Source organism: Streptomyces sp. NPDC051104 (assembly GCF_040682835.1).
Taxonomy (GTDB): Bacteria; Actinomycetota; Actinomycetes; order Streptomycetales; family Streptomycetaceae; genus Streptomyces; species Streptomyces cynarae.
The window spans coordinates 195,612-213,736 of sequence record NZ_JBFBBS010000005.1 but is presented as its reverse complement, the minus strand read 5'-3'; the positions used below and the strand labels follow the sequence as shown (position 1 = coordinate 213,736).

16 protein-coding genes and 1 tRNA gene are annotated in these 18,125 nt (G+C 71.7%); 9 read left to right on the top strand and 8 right to left on the bottom strand.

Annotated features, from left to right (window positions below; translation table 11 throughout):
* The first annotated feature begins 86 nt into the window (after nucleotides 1-86).
* Nucleotides 87-341 carry a cell division protein CrgA gene (gene crgA, locus AB0N14_RS10760; protein ID WP_103837311.1) on the top strand — a complete coding sequence of 85 codons (255 nt, stop codon included), beginning with the start codon at nucleotides 87-89 and terminating at the stop codon, nucleotides 339-341.
* A gap of 304 nt (nucleotides 342-645) precedes the next feature.
* On the opposite strand, the gene AB0N14_RS10755 is transcribed toward crgA, so the two are convergent.
* Together AB0N14_RS10755 and AB0N14_RS10750 are read right to left on the bottom strand one after the other, a co-directional pair.
* Entirely contained in the window at nucleotides 646-1,557 is a 912-nt protein-coding gene (locus tag AB0N14_RS10755) for a rhomboid family intramembrane serine protease (protein ID WP_366025309.1), read from the bottom strand.
* A gap of 97 nt (nucleotides 1,558-1,654) precedes the next feature.
* Complete coding sequence (locus tag AB0N14_RS10750; protein ID WP_366025308.1) at nucleotides 1,655-2,188, bottom strand: peptidylprolyl isomerase; 534 nt, start codon at nucleotides 2,186-2,188, stop codon at nucleotides 1,655-1,657.
* 451 nt (nucleotides 2,189-2,639) lie between these two features.
* On the opposite strand from AB0N14_RS10750, the gene AB0N14_RS10745 reads away from it, so the two are divergent.
* Nucleotides 2,640-3,329, top strand: coding sequence for a DUF5324 family protein (locus AB0N14_RS10745; RefSeq protein ID WP_366025307.1), 690 nt, complete (start codon nucleotides 2,640-2,642; stop codon nucleotides 3,327-3,329).
* Between the two features lie 411 nt (nucleotides 3,330-3,740).
* Here AB0N14_RS10745 and AB0N14_RS10740 read toward each other — a convergent pair.
* Nucleotides 3,741-3,813, bottom strand: a tRNA-Ala gene (locus AB0N14_RS10740).
* Between the two features lie 180 nt (nucleotides 3,814-3,993).
* On the opposite strand from AB0N14_RS10740, the gene AB0N14_RS10735 reads away from it, so the two are divergent.
* Together AB0N14_RS10735 and AB0N14_RS10730 are read left to right on the top strand one after the other, a co-directional pair.
* On the top strand, nucleotides 3,994-4,542 hold the full coding sequence (locus tag AB0N14_RS10735; RefSeq protein ID WP_366025306.1) for a helix-turn-helix transcriptional regulator: 549 nt from the start codon (nucleotides 3,994-3,996) through the stop codon (nucleotides 4,540-4,542).
* Between the two features lie 87 nt (nucleotides 4,543-4,629).
* The gene (locus AB0N14_RS10730) at nucleotides 4,630-6,390 is read left to right on the top strand and encodes a protein kinase (RefSeq protein WP_366025305.1); all 1,761 of its coding nucleotides are present in this window, start codon (nucleotides 4,630-4,632) and stop codon (nucleotides 6,388-6,390) included.
* A gap of 7 nt (nucleotides 6,391-6,397) precedes the next feature.
* On the opposite strand, the gene AB0N14_RS10725 is transcribed toward AB0N14_RS10730, so the two are convergent.
* Entirely contained in the window at nucleotides 6,398-7,795 is a 1,398-nt protein-coding gene (locus AB0N14_RS10725) for a hypothetical protein (RefSeq protein ID WP_366025304.1), read from the bottom strand.
* A gap of 244 nt (nucleotides 7,796-8,039) precedes the next feature.
* A complete protein-coding gene (locus tag AB0N14_RS10720) occupies nucleotides 8,040-8,168 on the bottom strand; it encodes a DLW-39 family protein (RefSeq protein ID WP_217788237.1) in 129 nt (42 codons plus the stop codon).
* A gap of 349 nt (nucleotides 8,169-8,517) precedes the next feature.
* Between AB0N14_RS10720 and AB0N14_RS10715 the strand changes: the two genes are divergently transcribed.
* The 3 genes from AB0N14_RS10715 (at nucleotide 8,518) to AB0N14_RS10705 (ending at nucleotide 10,600) form a co-directional block, all read left to right on the top strand.
* A complete protein-coding gene (locus AB0N14_RS10715; RefSeq protein ID WP_366025303.1) occupies nucleotides 8,518-8,892 on the top strand; it encodes a DUF6344 domain-containing protein in 375 nt (124 codons plus the stop codon).
* A gap of 311 nt (nucleotides 8,893-9,203) precedes the next feature.
* Complete coding sequence (locus AB0N14_RS10710) at nucleotides 9,204-9,824, top strand: UTRA domain-containing protein (protein ID WP_366025401.1); 621 nt, start codon at nucleotides 9,204-9,206, stop codon at nucleotides 9,822-9,824.
* Nucleotides 9,825-9,832: 8 nt separating this feature from the next.
* Entirely contained in the window at nucleotides 9,833-10,600 is a 768-nt protein-coding gene (locus AB0N14_RS10705) for a glycosyltransferase (protein ID WP_366025302.1), read from the top strand.
* A gap of 296 nt (nucleotides 10,601-10,896) precedes the next feature.
* Here AB0N14_RS10705 and AB0N14_RS10700 read toward each other — a convergent pair whose 3' ends face one another.
* From AB0N14_RS10700 to AB0N14_RS10690, 3 genes are all read right to left on the bottom strand, one after another.
* The gene (locus AB0N14_RS10700) at nucleotides 10,897-11,820 is read right to left on the bottom strand and encodes an FkbM family methyltransferase (RefSeq protein ID WP_366025301.1); all 924 of its coding nucleotides are present in this window, start codon (nucleotides 11,818-11,820) and stop codon (nucleotides 10,897-10,899) included.
* A gap of 126 nt (nucleotides 11,821-11,946) precedes the next feature.
* Nucleotides 11,947-12,123 carry a hypothetical protein gene (locus tag AB0N14_RS10695; RefSeq protein WP_366025300.1) on the bottom strand — a complete coding sequence of 59 codons (177 nt, stop codon included), beginning with the start codon at nucleotides 12,121-12,123 and terminating at the stop codon, nucleotides 11,947-11,949.
* A gap of 114 nt (nucleotides 12,124-12,237) precedes the next feature.
* A complete protein-coding gene (locus AB0N14_RS10690; RefSeq protein ID WP_366025299.1) occupies nucleotides 12,238-12,372 on the bottom strand; it encodes a hypothetical protein in 135 nt (44 codons plus the stop codon).
* Between the two features lie 511 nt (nucleotides 12,373-12,883).
* Here AB0N14_RS10690 and AB0N14_RS10685 point away from each other — a divergent pair.
* Together AB0N14_RS10685 and AB0N14_RS10680 are read left to right on the top strand one after the other, a co-directional pair.
* Complete coding sequence (locus tag AB0N14_RS10685) at nucleotides 12,884-16,894, top strand: AAA family ATPase (protein ID WP_366025298.1); 4,011 nt, start codon at nucleotides 12,884-12,886, stop codon at nucleotides 16,892-16,894.
* A 619-nt stretch (nucleotides 16,895-17,513) separates the two neighbouring features.
* Complete coding sequence (locus tag AB0N14_RS10680; RefSeq protein ID WP_361977665.1) at nucleotides 17,514-17,984, top strand: SPW repeat protein; 471 nt, start codon at nucleotides 17,514-17,516, stop codon at nucleotides 17,982-17,984.
* The last annotated feature ends 141 nt before the right edge of the window (nucleotides 17,985-18,125 follow it).

Below are 18,125 nucleotides of genomic sequence, written 5' to 3'. Positions count from 1 at the left end.
GAGCGCTCGTGCCCCCTTGTACGCTGCCCCGGAGCCAGCCCCAGTTCCCTGCGCGGCGACGCAGCGCATCGACAGGAGAAACCCTCGTGCCGAAGTCACGTATCCGCAAGAAGGCCGACTACACGCCACCGCCGTCCAAGCAGGCCCAGGCCATCAAGCTGGAGAACCGCGGCTGGGTCGCACCGGTCATGCTGGCCATGTTCCTCATCGGGCTGGCCTGGATCGTCGTCTTCTACGTGACCGACGGGTCGCTGCCGATCCACGCCCTGCGCAACTGGAACATCGTGGTGGGCTTCGGGTTCATCGCCGCCGGGTTCGGCGTCTCCACCCAGTGGAAATAGGGGCCTCACGCCCGTCCGCGGCCGGCTCTGCCCATAGCTGCACACCGAGTTATCCACAGCTCTGTCCACAACCCGCGCGGCCAGTGGAAAAAGAACGACGATCTGTGGATAACCCGTCGGGCATTGACGCCGGTATGACGGAATCACCGGCCCCCGCAAATGTGTTCGCCCCCTGTCTCACCTGGGAAAACTCCGGTCGGTGACAGGGGGCACATGCGTTCCCCGCGCCATGCACAAGATCCCGGGCCGGGCTGTGGACAACTCTGGGTACAGCCCTGGGCTACGGCCTGTGCACATCCGCCACTCAGGTGAGCTGGGCTGTTCTCAGCAGTGTCATGACGACCGCGGCGGCCAGCACCAGCGCGCACACCCCGTACTGCACGAGGGCCCGCCGCTCGCGCGGGGCGCGGACCATGGCGTAGCCGACCACGACACCGCCCACGAGTCCCCCGATGTGGGCCTGCCATGCGATGTTGCTCCACCCGAAGGTGAAGATCAGATTGATCACCAGCAGGGCGATGACGGGCCGCATGTCGTAGCGGAGCCGGCGCATCAGCACGGCGGTGGCGCCGAACAGCCCGAAGATCGCGCCGGAGGCACCGAGTGAGGGCTGGGTGGGAGCGGCGATCAGATAGGTGAGGGCGCTGCCGGCGAGCCCGGAGACGAAGTAGAGCGCGAGGTAGCGGGCGCGGCCGAGGGCCGACTCCAGTGGGCCGCCGATCCACCACAGGCTGAGCATGTTGAACAGGATGTGGATGTAGCTGCCGTGCAGGAACATCGCGGTCAGCAGCCGGTACCACTGGCCTTCCGCGACCCCCTCGAGCGGGCCGGAGATCGAGAAGCGGGCTTGTCCGACGAGTTCGAAGTGGTTGGTGAAGGTGTCGCCGAGCGACAACTGGAGCAGGAAGACGCCCAGGTTGATCCCGATGAGGATCTTCGTGAGCAGCCGGGGGTCGGCGGTGACCGCCCCGCCCGCGAGCGTGCGCGGCCGGGAGGCGGCCGGGGCGTGGCCCGTGCCGGATCCGGTGCGGACGCACTCGGGGCACTGGAAGCCCACCGAGGCGTCGACCATGCACTCCGGGCAGATGGGGCGCTCGCAGCGGGTGCAGCGGATGCCGGTCTCGCGGTCCGGGTGCCGGTAGCAGACCGGCAGCTCCCGGGCCTCGGACGGCCCCTGGTTCTGCGGGCCCTGTGGGCTGCCTGGCGCCTGGTCCATGAGGTCCCTCACTTCTCCGTACCACGGGGTGCCCCGCCCCTCCTTCTACGGATGGGCGGGGCGCTTTTGTTCCCTCGTGCGGGGTGCCCTGTGGGGGTCAGCCCTCGCGGGTCTCGACGACGACCGACTCGATGACCACGTCGTTGACCGGGCGGTCGGTGCGCGGGTTGGTCTGGGTGGTGGCGATGGAGTCCACGACCTTCTGGCTGCCCGCGTCGGTGACCTCGCCGAAGATCGTGTGCTTGCGGTTCAGCCAGGCCGTCGGGGCGACCGTGATGAAGAACTGCGAGCCGTTGGTGCCCGGGCCGGCGTTGGCCATGGCCAGCAGGTAGGGCTTGTCGAAACGCAGGTCCGGGTGGAACTCGTCCTCGAACTGGTAGCCGGGACCGCCGGTGCCGTTGCCCAGCGGGTCACCGCCCTGGATCATGAAGCCGCTGATCACCCGGTGGAAGACCGTGCCGTCGTAGAGCTTCTGGGTGGACTTCTCACCGGTGGCGGGGTGGGTCCACTCACGCTCGCCCTTGGCGAGTTCGACGAAGTTCTTGACCGTCTTGGGGGCGTGGTCCGGGAAGAGCCGGACCAGGATGTCGCCGTGGTTGGTCTTCAGGGTGGCGTAGAGCTGCTCAGCCACGATCTGCCTTCCGTTGTCCTTTGTGACCCCCCGATCCTCGCACGCTACGTCCTCCGCGTCGTCCGGCGACCACGCCCGGGGGAACATCGGTCGGTGGTTCCTGTGGTGCTGCTGGGGCGGGAGTGCGGACCGAGGGAGGTTCGAGCGGCCGGTGGCGGCTGCGGGCGTGTGGAAAACCGGTCGAGTCGTCCTGTCTCGAGGGCGCGGCCGGACGATCCGTGGCATTGTCGGGGACAAGCTCCTGTTACTCCGTATTCATCCGCTCTTGCACGTGATCGGCCGATGCGCGTGATCGTCTCTCGTCGTCCGCCCGGGCACGGACCGCAATCGTCCGCTTGGGGCCGCATGACCCGGATGCCGTTCCTCGCATGCCCGGATGCTGTTCGACAGGCATGATCCGTAAAAGGCTGGAAAGTCGAATTACCGTACGCCACCGAGGAGGAGGAACCCCGTGACCCGCATCGACAGCGTGCGCGCCGCGACCGGTTCGGCGAAGGACAGCGTGCTGCATGCCGCGGAAGTGGTGGCGCCCTACGCCGACACGGCCAAGGACAAGGCAGCGCACTACGCATATGAGGCGCGTGTCCGTCTCGCGCCCAAGGTGTCGCAGGCCGCCGAGCAGGCCCGCGTCCAGTACGACGCCCATCTCGCCCCGCGCCTGGAACAGGCCCGCGCGCATGTGCCGCCGGCAGTGGACCAGGCCGCGACCCGCACCCGCAAGGCGGCCCGCCAGGCGGCCGACTACTCCCGTCCGAAGATCGAGCAGGCCGTCGCCGCGGCCGGTCCGGTGCGGGAGGAGGCGGCGGCCCGCGGGGCGGCGGCGCTGGCCGCGCTGCGCGGTCAGATCTCGCCGCGGCAGATCGAGAAGCTGGTGCGCCGGCAGCGGCGGCGGGCCAGGGCCGGCCGCGTGGCGAAGGGTCTGGCCCTGCTGGGCCTCGCGGCGGGCGGCGCCTTCGCCGCCTGGAAGTGGTGGGACAAGCAGGCGAACCCCGACTGGCTGGTCGAGCCGCCTGCCGCGACCGAGGTCCCGCAGAGCGAGCGGCTGTCGTCGGTGGACGGCAGCGGTCCCAGCGTGCTGGACCCGGAGGTGGAGGCGAAGCAGGCCGAGGAGGACTCCACGGACGGCGACGACCGCCGCTGAGTCCGCCTGGTCGGCTGCGGGCCGCCATCACGCCGTGGGGCAGGGGAAGCTGAGGGTCCCCCTGCCCCACGGCGCTGTTGTTTCACGTGGAACGGGCGGGCGTTCACCTCTTCCCTCCGTGATGACGTTTGCAACGCCTCTGGTGTGCACGTTCCGTGGAGACTTCGCTCACTCGGAGCACGCACACGGTCACGCCGTCGGGTCCTACCAGGTGGTACAAGGACTGCCCGCGCGCCCCGGCGGAGGGCCGGTGGCCGCCGGGTCCTCGGAGGGAGATCTCGAGGAGCGCGGCCTTCGCCGGTTGTTCGAGCTATGGATCGCAACGGCTGCAAATTCCGTGTGTGACCGGAGTCACGGCGCACGCAAAAACCGGTCGGGCTCCGCGTCGCGGCGCCCGACCGGTTTCGAGTGTGGAGCCTAGGGGAGTCGAACCCCTGACATCTGCCATGCAAAGACAGCGCTCTACCAACTGAGCTAAGGCCCCGAGGAGAGACGTCCGGCCGGTGGAACACGGACCGCCGGGCGCTGCGGACCAGCGTACCGGGTCCTGGCCGGTATCTCACAAAAAGATGGGGGGTCCCCGTGGAGAACCACTCTCCGTAAGATGCTCGTCGTGGTTCGCTACAGCGAACCGCGGTTTTTGGGGAAGCGATGGGGAGACGCAATGGACGCCGCACAGCAGGAAGCCACCGCAAGAGCGCGGGAGCTGCAGCGGAACTGGTACGGAGAGCCGTTGGGGGCGCTCTTCCGTAGGCTCATCGAGGATCTCGGGCTCAACCAGGCCCGGCTCGCGGGGATTCTCGGACTGTCCGCCCCGATGCTGTCGCAGCTGATGAGCGGTCAGCGGGCCAAGATCGGCAACCCGGCGGTGGTCCAGCGGGTGCAGCTGCTGCAGGAGCTGGCGGCGCAGGTGTCGGACGGCAGTGCCAGCGCGGCCGAGGCGACCGAGCGCATGGAGGAGATCAAGAAGTCCCAGGGGGGCTCGGTGCTGAGCAACACCACGCAGACGACGAAGAGTTCGGGCGCGCCCACGGTGAAGCGGGTGGTCCGTGAGATCCAGTCGCTGCTGCGCTCGGTGGCGGCGGCCGGGGACATCATCGAGGCGGCGGACGCCCTCGCCCCGAGCCACCCGGAACTGGCAGAGTTCCTCCGGGTGTACGGCGCCGGCCGCACCTCCGACGCGGTCGCCCACTACCAGTCCCACCAGAACTGAGCCGACGCCTTTGCCGCCGGGGACTCTCGCGCCGGGGGGTGCGCGGGGGTCCTCGTCGCCGTCCGGAAGGGGGAGCGACGTACGACCATGGGTGAGGTCTTCGCCGGGCGGTACGAACTGGTCGATCCCATCGGGCGCGGGGGAGTCGGTGCGGTGTGGCGCGCCTGGGACCACCGGCGACGCCGTTATGTGGCCGCGAAGGTGCTGCAGCAGAGCGACGCCCACTCCCTGCTGAGGTTCGTGCGCGAGCAGGCGCTGCGCATCGACCACCCCCATGTGCTGGCGCCCGCGAGCTGGGCCGCGGACGACGACAAGGTGCTGTTCACCATGGACCTGGTCGCCGGTGGCTCGCTGGTCCACCTCGTCGCGGACTACGGGCCGCTGCCCCCGGTGTTCGTCTGCACCCTGCTGGACCAGCTGCTGTCCGGGCTCGCGGCCGTGCACGCGGAGGGGGTCGTGCACCGGGACATCAAGCCCGCCAACATCCTTCTGGAGGCCACCGGCACGGCCCGGCCCCGGCTGCGGCTGTCGGACTTCGGCATCGCCATGCGGCTGGGCGAACCGCGGCTGACGGAGACCGACTACGTGGTGGGCACGCCCGGTTATCTCGCGCCTGAGCAACTGCTTGGCGCGGAGCCGGACTTCCCGGCCGACCTGTTCGCCGTGGGCCTGGTCGCCCTGTATCTGCTGCAGGGTGCCAAGCCCGACGCCAAGGCACTGGTCGAGTACTTCACGGCCAACGGGACGCCGGGGGCGCCACAGGGCGTGCCCGGGCCGCTGTGGGAGGTCGTCGCGAACCTGGTGCAGCCGGATCCGGCCGCGCGGTTCCGTACGGCGACCGGGGCGCGCAAGGCGCTTGCCGCAGCCGTGGAGCTGCTGCCGGAGCCGGGGCCCGACGTGGAGCAGGTGGAGATCTTCGACCAACTCGGGCCGCTTCCGGCGGGGTTCGGGCCCGATGGTCCGGTGAACGCGGGGGCGGGTGGTGCGGCCGGTGGGGTGCCGGCGGACGGGGTGTCTGCGGACGGGGTGTCTGCGGACCGGGTGTCGGCGGACCGGGTGTCGGCGGACCGGGTGTCGGCGTCGTGGCCGGCGACCGGTTCGATACCGCCGCGGCCGACCACGGCGCCCCCGACGACCGGTGCGGGTTCGGCCGGTGCCGGGCCCGGGGTTTCGGGGACCGCAACGCCCGGGCCGCCTTCCCCTGCCGTACGGCCGGTGGCCGCTCCCCTCGTCGTACCGCCCAGACCCACCGTGGATCCGACGCCATCGCCCTGTCCTGCACCTTCGGCCGCCTCGGCGCCGACGTCCGGCACCACGTGGACGTCCGGCCCAGCGCCGACGGCCAGTTCCACGCCGACATCCGGCCCCACGCCGACGGCCAACTCCACGCCGACGGTGGGTCCCACGCCGCCGGCGAGCTCCACACCGACGTCCGACCCGGCGCCGCCTCCGCGGCCGTCCGCCATGTCGGACACCGGGAGTTTCCATCTGCCGCCGCCGCTGCCGTTGCCGCGCGAGGCGGTCCCCGTGGTGCCACGGCCGCCCGCCCGGCCGCCGTCACCGCCCGCGGTGGCCGTGGCCCCGGCCCACGCCCCGCACCACGACCCCACCCGCGTGCCCTCCGCCACGGCGCCCGCGACAACCCCGGCGGTCGCCGTACAGCAACCGCTCCAGGCCCACGCCGTCCCGTCCTCCCACGCCCCCACGCAGCCGCAGCGGGTCGCCCGGCACGGCAGGCGAGCGGCCACCCGACGCCGCCCCGGCCCGCCCGCGAAGGTCGCCGTGCCGGTCCTGCTCCTCGCGCTGCTGTGCTACGCGGTCGGATTCTGGGCGTTGCTGCGAATCTGAGCGGCGGTCACCCGGCCCATCGGCTGCGCGCGCGCCGCCGGGCGGCCGCCGTCCACACCGCGAGCACCAGGACCAGGGCCGTCCCGGTGCCGATCCCGCCCACCGCGACCGCCGTCATCGTGCGGGAATCCCGGTACCCGCCGGCCGCGGCCGTTCCCTCTCCCCCGCCGCCTCCGGGCGTCCCGACCGCGGTTTCCTCCCGGTCGACCACCGTCACCCGGAACACATCCCGCGGCGCGGACCACCCCGCGTACGCCGGAGGGGACGTCGCCGTCCCGCTCACCCGCACGCGCAGCGTCAGTCCGAACGGGCCGTTCCCGAACCGCTGCGCCACGGGTGCGCCGAGGTGCACGGCAAGGTAGTACCAGCCCGCGAACCGCATTCCGCTGGTGCGGTCGCCGGCGGCATGGCGGTTGGCGTAGGCGACGGGCGGCAGCGGGGTGAGGGCCGCCGAGGTCTGGACACCGCTGTACCCGGTGGTGGCGTCGTCGACGTGGCCGCGGACGGGGTTGTACAGCGCCATGGCCAGAGCGGTGCCGACATAGCCGTCGCCGGGGGAGCCGCCGGGGGAGCTACCCAGCTCGGCGGTGGCGGAAAGCTGCCGGCCCCAGTCGACGGGCACCTTGTAGAAGAGGGTCTGCCCCGGCCGGATCGCGTCCAGCCAGACGCCCTGGCCGAGAGCGCTCGCCGTGGCGAAGCCGGCCCCGCCCGCGCGCCGCACGGGGTCGCCCAGCAGGGCGTCGGGGGTCGCGGAGTTCCAGGCGCCGGGCGGTGTGGTGGTCGCGGCGTCCGGCTGCCGCAGGGAGGGTTCGGAGACGTAGTCCAACTCCAGGTCCCAGGCGCCGGTCGCGGAGCCGGACGGGTCGCGCCGTTCGACGACCGCGTAGTACACCCCGGCGTCCTTGCACCCGTAGCTGCCGGGCCCGGTCTCGCGGGCGGCCCACGCGGCGACGGGGTGCGGGCTCTGGGTGGGGCCGAAGTGTGTGGTGCCGGAGGAGCAGGTGGTGCCGTCGGCGTCCTGGACGGAGACCCGCAGGCCGTCGGAGGCGGAGACCTGGGCGCCGGCCCGGGGGACGGCGGTCGCGGAGACGTAGGCGTTGGTGGTGGCGTCGAGGTCCAGGCGGTAGTAGAGCTTGCCGGCCGCGGGCAGGGTGCTCCGGTACGTGTGTCCGGGATCAAGGCGTACGGCGTCCGTGGTGCCGGTGGCGCCCTGGACCGTTCCGGCGTCGGGCGCGAAGGCGTACGGAGCGGGCGTACCGTCTGCCGCGGGGGCGGCGTGGGCGGCTCGCGCGGGAAGCGCCAGGGTGACACCGAGCGCGGCCGTCGTGCACAGGGCCACCACCGCGTGCGCCTGCGTGAGCCCACGCCACCGCGCTCCGCGCCGCGCTTCCGTGCGCCACCGCATCCCGCGCCCCCCTCTGGCCGTATGCCGCCCGGACCGGACCGTGGCCCATCCTGCCCCGCCGGCCACAGCGGCATCAGCCCATCACCGAGGAGCGGCCGAAATGCTCACCCCGAGGAACGGCGCCTGCAGGAGCAATCGATCCCTCGACGGGCAGGAACGCATAGGGGAGTCCCTGGAGAAAGCAACACAAAACCCCGACCGCGTCGGCGGCCGGGGTCTGCTCTGAACTGCTGTCTGTCGGAACTCACGAACCCGTGGGCACGGAGTCAGTCGCCTCCGTCCACAGATCCTGCTCGGCGCGATCCGCCTGGATCTGGCGGTACACGAGGAGCCCGCCGATGGCGGCCAGTACGACCAGGAGAAGCTTCTTCACCGCGCGACCTCGTCTTTCCTTGACGTAGGGGACCTCTGGCGCCCGACTATACACACCGATCGATATCGATCGGTGACCTGAGCCGACGCTCAACTCCGGCCCGGCACAGCGCAGTACGACCGGACCTCACCGCTGACGATCCGCGGGTGAGCGGACCTCACGGTGTGTGACGTCCACCGCCCTCCATCACTGATTTCCGGCCCTTTTCGGCCTTGTGCGACCCCGTGCGCCCATCCGGGTGGTGTTCATCCGAAGATCGACGCGGCACGGGCGTCGGTCCACCACTTCGCAGCCCTCATACACATCATGAGGAAAGTACGCAAATCGCCCAACCCGAAAGTGAGGGGTCATGGCCCGGAACAAGGTCATGAAGCTGTGGACCGCCGTCGTCACCGCCTTCCTGGCACTGTGCGCCGCGCTCGGATTCGCCACCACGACCGCCACCACGGCCGCGGCCGCGTCGGTACCACAGCCGCAGTCGGCGGGCACCTCCGGCCCGCAGGTGATGATGCCGTGGCCGGCATACGGACACCGGGCCCTTGCCCAGTCCCTGCCGCCCACGATGAAGCAACGCATCAGGGCCGAGGCCCACGGCTCCTCCCCCTCCTGCCGCCACCGCCCGTCCACGGCCACCGCCGCGACCACGCCCCTCACCCACCACGCCGTCCGCTCCCACGACGCACCACGACCCTTCGAGGAGCCGACCGTGCTGCTGCGCAGCTGACGGATCCGGGGACGACGTCCAGGACAGAAACACTCAGGGACCCGAACACTCAGGCACCCGAACACCCACGGACCCACCAAGGCGACTTGCGTACACGCCGACGGCAGACGACCCGGCACCTGCTCCCAGGTGCCGGGCAGTCTGCCGTGCGCTCGTCTTCCGGCACCGGCGCCCTGCGCCCTGCGCGGCCCGTGCCCGTTCCCGAGTCGTCAGGACCTCTTGAGGAGTCCTAGGCTGGCCTGGAGGGCCCCGACGGATCGGTGAGAGCACCAGTGCCCAAGGCGTACGAGCTGATCACGGACGACCGGCTGATGGACGGGCGCCACGGCCGCGGCACCTGCGTACGGCGTCCGCGGACGCCCGTGGTGCGCCACAACGGGCGGTACCAGTGGGAGAAGGACCGCGCCCGGCAGCCGCTGGCCACGCGGGCGCGGACAGGGGCGACGGAGCACGACACCGGGCTCCCGTCGCACCACCTCGTGTTCGACGCGAAGTACCGCGAGACGAAGGCGCCCAAGGACCTCGCGGACGCGTTCGGCGTCCCGGACGGCACGGTTCTGCTGGAGCGGACCTACCGGACGCGCTGCGCGGCCGAGACCGCCCCGTTCAGCCTCGTGACCTCCTACCTCGTCCATGACGTGGTCGCGGGGAATCCGGACCTGCTGGACGACTCCAACGAGCCCTGGCCCGGCGGCACACAGAACCAGCTCCACACGATCGGCATCGAGGTCGACCGCATCGAGGAGCGCTTCACCGCCCGTCCGCCGACGCCCGAAGAGGCGCGGGAGCTGGAGCTTCCGCCCGGGACGTCGGTGATACTGCTCCGCAAGACCTCGTACGACACCGGCGGCCGCGTCGTGGACATCACCGACGTCACACTGCCCGGCGACCGCACGGAACTGGTCTTCGTCACTCCCCTGGAAAGGTGGTGAGCGCTGCCGTGAGCCGGCGCCTCATCGTCGTCACCGCTGTCCACGCCCCGTCGGCCCGGTTCCTGCCGGAGGCGTACAAGTCCCTGGGCGAACAGTGGCTTCCGGAGGGCTGGGAGTGGCACTGGGTGATCCAGGAGGACGGGGAGACGGACGACGTCCGCCCGTACCTCCCGGACGACGAGCGCGTGACCTTCCGTCAGGGCCGGCGCGGTGGACCCGGTGTCGCGCGCACGATGGCCCTGGCGCACGCCGACGGCGCGTACGTGAAGGTGCTGGACGCCGACGACCAGCTGCTGCCGGGCACCCTGGCCCGCGACCTGGCCGTCCTGGAAGCGGACCCCGCCCTCGGCTGGACCGCGTCCCGCGCGCTGGACCTCCTGCCGGACGGCTCGACGGCCGGCTTCCCCGGCGATCCGGCGGACGGGCCGGTCGAACGCGGCGCGGTCCTCGACTTCTGGAAGGCGAACGGCTTCCGCGCCCAGGTCCACCCGGCGACGCTCTGCGTCCGGCGCGATCTCCTGATGGCGCTGGGGGGCTGGATGGCGCTGCCGGCGTCCGAGGACACGGGTCTGCTGCTCGCGCTGAACGCCGTGAGCCGGGGCTGGTTCTCCCGGGAGGTGGGGCTGCTGTACCGGAAGTGGCAGGGGCAGGCCACCGGCCAGGCCTCTCATGTCGATCCCGCCGAGCGGGAGCGGCGTATGGCGGTGGTGGAGGCGAGGGCCAGGGCGTTGGCGTCCTGCGGCTGGCGGTACCCGAACGCGGGAAGCACGACCTGACCGCAGGCCCCTGGCGCCCGCAAGCCACCGCCTGACCCCAGGCCGCGTGCCCGGGAGCACCACCTGGGCCCAGATCCCACGTGCCCGGAAGCGCCGCCTGGCCCAGGCCGCGCGTTCCCAGAAGCCCTCTGACCCCAGGCCGCGCGGTCACGAAAGCACCACCTGGGCCCAGATCCCACCTGCCCAGAAGCCCTCTGACCCCAGGCCGCGCGTTCCCGAAAGCACCCACCCGACCGCAGGCCCCGGATACCTGGAAGCACCACCTGCCCCCAGGCCCACCGCCGGGACGCGTCGCGTCAGGGCAGGGTCTCGGCGTCCACCCGGGAGAAGACCACATCGGTCTCTTCGACGACCGGACCCCGCAGGCGGACCGCCACCCCGGGCGTCCCGATCAGCGCCCGCGGGTAGCTCTCGGCCGCGTAGTCGTTGGCCAGCCGGTAGGCGTGGAAGCCGGCATCGGCCATGGTGCTCATCAAGTCCTCGGCACGGTCGCCGAGTCGCCCCATGCGCTCGGGGGTCACCTCGACGGTGATCTCCGCGTCCGGCCGGAGCTCGTCCAGCACGGGCGCCAGTCCGCGGACGACGCTGCCCTCCGCCCCCTCGACATCTATCTTGATCACACGGGCGTTCGCGATCTCCTGCGGATCGAGCAGCTCCGGCAGCGGCAGGGCGTCGATCTCGAAGGTGGACTCGGCAGGCCCGTCGTACGGGACGATGCTGTTCGCGCCCATGTTGCGCGAGCTGGCGAGCACGAAGGTCAGTGTGGTGGGGGCGTCGGAGACGGCGGCGTTCACGGCCCGGATGTTCCGGCACCCGTTCAGCCGGGCCTGCTGCACCAGCCGGTGGTGGAACGTCGGGGAGGCCTCGATCGCCACGACCTGTCCCCGGTCGCCGACGAGGTGTGAGGCCAGCACGCTGAAGACGCCGATGTTGGCCCCGACGTCGATGAAGCCGTCTCCCGGCTTCAGCCGGCGCTGGATCCAGCGGGTCATGTGCGGCTCCCACACCCCGAAGAGATAGAGGTACCGCTGGATCAGGTCCTGGGTGTCGACCGCGAACCGCGCACCGAAGCGGGTCTCGACGACCCGTCGGCGGGGGTGGTCCCGCAGACGCGGGTTCAGGAACCGCGCGGCCAGGGGCGCCTTGCCGAGCGAGCCCGGAGCGTCCCGTACGTATCGGCGGCCCAGGGTGACCAGGGCCTCCGCGACGGTACTGCTCATCCGGTCCGCCTCTCTCTCCGTCCGCACAGAGGCAACCGTAGCGCTCCGCGCGCGGGCCGGTGACGGACCCGAGGGGCCTGGGGCCTCCGGGGCTTCCGCCGGGCGTCGCGCGCCCGACGGGAGTCGTCAGACGGACACCCCTTGGCCGCCGGCAGCGGCGAGCCAGTGGGCGAGGCGACGCACCTCGGGCTCGTCGAGCCGCTCCACCAACTCCTGGAGCGCCGCCGTGTCCTCCTGCGTGAGGTCGTACAGCCCTGCCTTGCTCAGGCCGGCCATCAGGACCTGGTGGCGGCGGTCGGCCATGCGTTCGGCGAGCTTGCCCGGCTTCCCGCTGCTCCGGGCAGGGCGCGGAAGCGGTGCCGTGGCGGTCGTGCCATTCGGCGCGTCGAACAGATGCCATGCGCCGTCCTTCGGACCCTACAGCGCGACCGTCACGTCGTCTCCGCGCGCCCGCACGGTCTGGGTCATCTCACCGACCGCGTACAGCACGGCGGAGCGGTGGGGCGACTCCGCCGCCACCCGCCAGGAGGCCGTGGACGGCTGGTGGTACATCGTGACCCACCGTGGGGTGCCCGGCGGCCGGGGACTCAGCGGACGTGTCCGCACTGCACCCACCCTTTCGGAAACGGTACGGCAGGGCAGACCATAACTGACGGTCCATCAGCTGTCCAGGGGCGTGCGGCGGCGTACGGTGGCGAGGGCGGCGACCCGGGACACTCGGGTGGGATCGGAGGGCGTCTTCTCCGCGCCCCACCGTCCGGCACCGGTCCCTCCCCTCGTGGAGACCGGTGCCGAACCGGGTGGTGGCGTCGAGCCGAGCCGTACCGGCGCGGTCGAGGAAAGGCGGGGCGCGTCGCGGACCTGCGATGTCGCACGTCCTCTCGCCGAGCGCCGATCGGTGGCCTGTCCGGGCACCGCGCGGCCGGTTCTCTCCCGCGCCGTGGATCCTGCCAGTTGATGCCTTCACCGAGGAGATTCCGGTACGGTCCGGGCGACTTAACAGCAGGTCAGCCGTATAAGGTGAGTTTTCCGGTCCGGACGTCAGGTGCGGTGGAAGTAAGGGGTGGGGACCTTGAGTTCCGACTCGGGAGCACGCACGGCCTTCGCGGAACGTCTCGCCCTGCTGTACAAGGAGGCGGGCAACCCTCCCCTCAAACGCGTGGCGGAGGCGGTCGTCCGGCTGCAGCGGGTCGACGAACGAGGGCGCCCCGTGCGGGTGTCCGCGCAGCGGATCAGCGACTGGCGGCGGGCCAGGAACGTGCCCGCCCAGTTCGCCGCCCTCGCGGCGGTGCTGCACGTCCTGATCCCCGAAGCACGGCGCTTACGGCCCGCGCCGGTGTCCACCGGACTGTACGACCTGGCCCAGTGGCAGCGCCTGTGGGAGCGCGCGGTGGCCGACCCGGTCGGCGACCGCCCCCCGGCGTCCGAGGAGGAGACGGAAGACGAGGAGCGTTCGTCCGCCGACGCCCCGGCCGTCCCCGGTGGCGTGTGCCCGTACCGGGGGCTGGCTCCCTACCGCCGGGAGGACGCCCGGTGGTTCTTCGGCCGGGAGCGGTGCACGGCCGCCCTCGTCGGCCAGCTCGAGGCGGTCGAGCGGACCGGCGGCCTGGTCATGCTCGTGGGCGCCTCGGGAGCGGGGAAGTCCTCCCTGCTGAACGCCGGTCTGGTGCCCGCCCTGCGCGGCGGCCGGGACAGGGACGTGCTGCAGCTCGTACCGGGCGGCGACCCCCTCGCGGAACTGACCCGCCGGATCCCCGAGCTCGCCCCCGTCCTGTCCGCCGAGAAGGAAGCGGAGGCGTACGAGCCCGGCACCGGGCGCTTCGAGCACGCGGTGCGGGAGGCCGTCGAGGCCTGGGCGCGGCGCGAGACGTCCCGCGCCGCTCGCCCGGTCGTCATCGTGGACCAGTTCGAGGAGGCGTTCACCCTCTGCTCGGACGAGGCCGACCGGCGCATGTTCGTCCGGCTCCTGCACGCCGCGTGCTCGCCCGCCGCTGCCGGTGACCTCGCCCCCGTGCTCGTGGTCCTCGGCATACGCGCCGACTTCTACGAGCAGTGCCTCCGACATCCCGAACTGGCCGACGCTCTGCAGCACCGGCACATGGTGCTCGGGCCGCTGACCACCGCGGAGCTGCGCGAAGCCGTGTCGGGCCCGGCCAAGGCCGTGGGGCTCGAACTCGAACCGGGGCTGGCGGAGCTGATCGTCCGGGAGGTCGGCGTCGACGGCCCGCGCGGTGCGCACGACGCGGGCGTGCTGCCCCTGCTCTCGCACGCCCTGCTCGCCACCTGGCAGCGGCGCAAGGCGGGCCGGCTGACGCTGGCCGGGTACCGCGCGGCCGGCGGGATCCAGGGGGCGGTGGCGGCGACGGCCGAGCGGGCCTGGTCCGGCCTCGACCCGGCGGCCCGCACGGCCGCGCGCCTGCTCCTGCTCAGGCTGGTCCGGCTGGGCGAGGACACCCAGGCCACCCGCAGGCGGGGGACCCGGCGGCAGCTGGCGGAGGAGTCGACGGACCCCGGCAAGACGGAGGAGTCGCTCGAAGCGCTGGTTCGCGCCCGACTGGTGACGCTCGACGCGGAGACCGTGGAGATCACCCATGAGGCGCTGCTCCACGCCTGGCCACGCCTGCGCGACTGGATCGACGAGGACAGGAACGGGAACCTGCTGCGCCAGCGGCTGGAGGAGGACGGCAGGGCCTGGGAGGACTCCCACCGCGACAGCGCGCTGCTGTACCGGGGTTCTCGTCTGGAGCAGGCTCATACCTGGACGAGGTCCTCGGGCGACACCTTCCTCACCCGCAGCGCGGTGGAGTTCCTGGCCGCTTCGGTCCGGCTGCGCAAGCGCACCGTCCGGCTCCGGCGGGGAGCCGTGGCGGCGCTGGTCGTCCTGGCGCTGCTGGCGGTCGGTTCGTCGGTGGTCGCGTGGCAGCAGCGGGACGACGCGGTGTTCGAGCAGGTGGTCGCCGAGGCGGACCGGGTGCAGTCCACGGATCCGTCGCTGTCCGCCCAGATCGACGTCGTGGCCCACCGCTTGCGACCGGACGACGAGGGCACCAACAGCCGGTTGATCTCCATCGTGAACGCGCCGCTGGCCACGCCTCTGCTCGGCCACAGCGGCGCCGTCTACCTGACCTCGTTCAGCCCGGACCGGCGGACCCTGGCCACCGCCAGCTACGACCGGACCGTCCGGCTGTGGGACGTCACGGACCCGGCGCGCCCACGCCCCCTGGGCAAACCCCTCAGTGGCCACACGAGCTGGGTGAGCAGCGCGGTGTTCAGCCCGGACGGGCGCACCCTGGCCAGCGCCGGAGACGACGGCACGATACGCCTGTGGGACGTCACCGACCCCCGGCACCCGCGCTCCCTGGGCGAGCCCCTGACCGGCCACGACGGCACGATCTTCCTGGCCGCCTTCAGCCCGGACGGGCACACGCTGGCCACCGCCGACGAGGACCACACCGTACGGCTGTGGAACGTCACCGACCCCCGGCATCCGGTCTCGCTCACCAGGCTGACCGGCCACACCGACGCCGTACGGTCCATCGCGTTCAGCCCCGACGGGAAGACGCTGGCGTCCGGTGGCGACGACACCACGGTCCGGCTGTGGGACGTCACCGACCCGCGGAACCCGCACTCCCTCGGCGAGCCCCTGACCGGCCACACCCATACCGTGCACTCCGTGGCCTTCAGCCCGGACGGCAGGACCCTCGCCAGCGGCAGCGCGGACGACACCGTCCGGCTGTGGGACGTCACCGACCCGCGGAACCCGCACTCCCTCGGCGAGCCCCTGACCGGCCACACCGGCCCGGTGTGGTCCGTGGCCTTCAGCCCGGACGGGTCCCTGATCGCCGTGGCCAGCGCGGACAGCACGGCGAGCCTGTGGAACGTCAGCAACCCGGCCTACCCCTCGCAGGTCGGCGAACCGCTCGCGGGCAGCAGCGGCGAGATGTACGCCCTCGGCTTCAGCCCCGACGGGCACACCCTCGCCACCGGCAGCGGCGACAGCAAGGTCCGGCTGTGGTCGATACGGAGGTCGGACATGATCGGCCGGATCGGGGCGTTCGGCCCGGACGGGAAGGTCCTCGCGACGGCCGCGGGCGACAGCAGGATCCGGTTGTGGAACGTGACCGACCCCGAGCGGCCCGTGGCACTGGGCAAGCCCTTCACGACCGGGGACCGCGACCTGCGGTCGCTGGTGTTCTCGCCCGACGGGCGCACCCTCGCCGTCCTGACGGGGACCAGCAACACGGCCCAGCTGTGGAACGTCGCCGACCCCGCCCATCCGGTCTCCTACGGCCCGCCCGTCCCGCTGCGGACCCGGTACGCGGGCGCAGACGCGCTGGCGCTCAGCCCCGACGGGCACACACTGGCCGTCGACTACGACGACCGCACCATCCAACTGCTGGACATCACCGACCCGGCCCACCCGCGCCACCTGGGCAAGCCCCTCACCGGCCACACCGGCTACGTCAACGCCCTCGCCTACAGCCCCGACGGCCACACCCTCGCCAGCGGCAGCGCCGACGGCACCGTGCGGCTGTGGAACGTCACCGACCCCCGGCGCCCGCGATCGCTCGGCTCGCCGCTCACCGGGCATCTGGGCCCGATCAACACGCTCGCCTACAGCCCGGACGGCCATACGCTGGCCAGCGGCAGCGACGACGACACGGTCCGGCTGTGGAACGTCACCGACCCGCTCCGCACCACCCGGCTGGGCACCGCCCTCACCGGCCACACGGAGGCGGTCGTGTCGCTGACGTTCAGCCCGGACGGGCACAGGCTGGCCAGCGGTGGCAACGACAACACCGTGCGGCTGTGGAACGTCACCGACCCGGACAAGGCCTCCCCCATCGGCCAGTCGATGAGCCCCAACGCCAAGACGGGCAACTTCCTCTCCTTCAGCCCCGCCAGTCACCTGCTCGGGGTGTCGAGCGGCGCGGACACCGTCCGGCTGTGGAACCTGGACGTCGACCAGGCCGTCCGCCGCATCTGCTCGACCACGCGGGGCGTTCTGACGCCGGGGAAATGGCAGGAGTACCTGCCCCGCCTCTCGTACGACCCCCCGTGCGGCCGACAGTGATCCGGATCACAACCCCGGGCCGGCGTCGAGCAGTCGCCCGCCGCCGCGCAAGTGACCTTGTTACCCTTGGCCATAGCCCGATCGCCGGTGCATCCCCCGTCGCCGGCGGTCGGGCCTTTCCATGCCCTGGTACGGCTCCCGCCGACCGAAGGGCGGACACCGCCGACTGCGCCCACGGAGGCACAGGCCGCCCGGACGGCGGCTTCCATCCGTAGACGTCAAAGACCCCCGGCCCTGGTGGACCGGGGGTCTTCTCGCTGGTGGGGCTAACAGGATTTGAACCTGTGGCCTCATCCTTATCAGGTCGATCATGAAGGTCTGCCAACGTCGACCAACCGCCCCTGCGCCTCGACCGATCGTCCACTGAGGTTCGACGACGACCGCCCCTGTTCGCGCTTGTTGGTGTCAGCCGCTGGTGTCAGCCGCCGTATGCGGTCTTGACACAGGCTCCCTTTCGGCTCCAGCGCCACAACGAGACCCTCAGACGCTGGTGAAGTGCGCCGCAGGCCACCTCCTCCGCAGCGGTCTTCGGACTCAGGCAGCTCAGCGACGATTACCCCGGCCCCATGGGGTACTCGCTTTCACGCACTACACATAACGGGCATATCGGAGGTTCAGCATGACGACACAGCCCCGGCCAGACATGGCAACGCATCCCGACATCCTCGCCATGCGAAAGCGGCAGGAGATGGCCGAGGGTGTCGCGACTACTCCGAGGGCACAGGCCGTCGAGGCCATGGCACTGATCACAGGCCTATACCTGGCTGCTTCACCGTGGATCGCGGGTTTCAACGGGTTCTCCACCCTGGCAGTCAACAATCTGATCGTCGGCATCGCATACGCCGTGATCATGAGCGGTGGCTTCGGCCGGGCATACGAGCGGTCGCACAGCATGGCGTGGGCCGCTTGTGCGCTCAGCGTGTGGACGATCTTTGCGCCCTGGGTTGTGGCAGGCGACGTCAGCACTACCAGGACCATCGTCAACAACATCATCGTCGGCGTGATCGCGCTGATTCTGGCCCTCATGGCCGCCGCAGCCGCCCGCCCGGTGGACCAGTCGTCCGGCGACCGCTCGTCCCCGCATACGTGATCGCCCCCACCCCTCGAAGACCGTCACACTCATCACGGGTGTTGCGGCTGCCGCTGGCTGGCTTTGTCGCGCCAGCGGGACACCGATGACGTGGACAGCCATGGCCAGGGCTCAAGCCACGCAGATCGGGACCTGGGCAGT

What these genes read in the sequence shown, in the direction of transcription:
- AB0N14_RS10755 (WP_366025309.1), bottom strand. Translation starts at nt 1,557, where the DNA reads ATGGACCAGGCGCCAGGCAGCCCACAGGGCCCGCAGAACCAGGGGCCG.
- AB0N14_RS10735 (WP_366025306.1), top strand. Translation starts at nt 3,994, where the DNA reads ATGGACGCCGCACAGCAGGAAGCCACCGCAAGAGCGCGGGAGCTGCAG.
- AB0N14_RS10730 (WP_366025305.1), top strand. Translation starts at nt 4,630, where the DNA reads ATGGGTGAGGTCTTCGCCGGGCGGTACGAACTGGTCGATCCCATCGGG.
- AB0N14_RS10725 (WP_366025304.1), bottom strand. Translation starts at nt 7,795, where the DNA reads ATGCGGTGGCGCACGGAAGCGCGGCGCGGAGCGCGGTGGCGTGGGCTC.
- AB0N14_RS10715 (WP_366025303.1), top strand. Translation starts at nt 8,518, where the DNA reads ATGGCCCGGAACAAGGTCATGAAGCTGTGGACCGCCGTCGTCACCGCC.
- AB0N14_RS10710 (WP_366025401.1), top strand. Translation starts at nt 9,204, where the DNA reads ATGGACGGGCGCCACGGCCGCGGCACCTGCGTACGGCGTCCGCGGACG.
- AB0N14_RS10700 (WP_366025301.1), bottom strand. Translation starts at nt 11,820, where the DNA reads ATGAGCAGTACCGTCGCGGAGGCCCTGGTCACCCTGGGCCGCCGATAC.
- AB0N14_RS10695 (WP_366025300.1), bottom strand. Translation starts at nt 12,123, where the DNA reads ATGGCCGACCGCCGCCACCAGGTCCTGATGGCCGGCCTGAGCAAGGCA.
- AB0N14_RS10690 (WP_366025299.1), bottom strand. Translation starts at nt 12,372, where the DNA reads ATGTACCACCAGCCGTCCACGGCCTCCTGGCGGGTGGCGGCGGAGTCG.
- AB0N14_RS10680 (WP_361977665.1), top strand. Translation starts at nt 17,514, where the DNA reads ATGACGACACAGCCCCGGCCAGACATGGCAACGCATCCCGACATCCTC.